Here is a 267-nt window from a genome sequence, read left to right as displayed (position 1 = left end):
AAGCTGGACAACCGTTTGTTATCTTCCGGCTCCAGGACTACTTCGTTGCTTACCAGTTTACTCAAGTTTGTTCGCTACCTTGTTAGTGTGTCGGTTGAAATTGGCTTACGCCCAACGCGTCAGGTTGTTGTGGCTGGCGCTTTGCCAGAATACTTTGTGGTGATACGGCCACTCGCAGACCCATATCGGCCTCGCGACGAATCACTTCACCACGCAGTGAGTTACTGAATACATCCGTGATCTTCACATCCACGAATTCGCCAATCA

The 267-nt window shown here is 49.8% G+C and carries 1 protein-coding gene; it reads right to left on the bottom strand.

Translation table 11 applies throughout. From position 1 onward, the window contains the following. Positions 1-82 precede the first annotated feature (82 nt). The coding region (locus NLF92_RS13100) for a TRAM domain-containing protein (RefSeq protein ID WP_254102656.1) at positions 83-267 on the bottom strand (185 nt) is incomplete at its 5' end.

This window comes from Opacimonas viscosa (assembly GCF_024199005.1).
Classification (GTDB): Bacteria; Pseudomonadota; Gammaproteobacteria; order Enterobacterales; family Alteromonadaceae; genus Opacimonas; species Opacimonas viscosa.
This window is presented reverse-complemented; position numbering and strand designations above follow the sequence as displayed.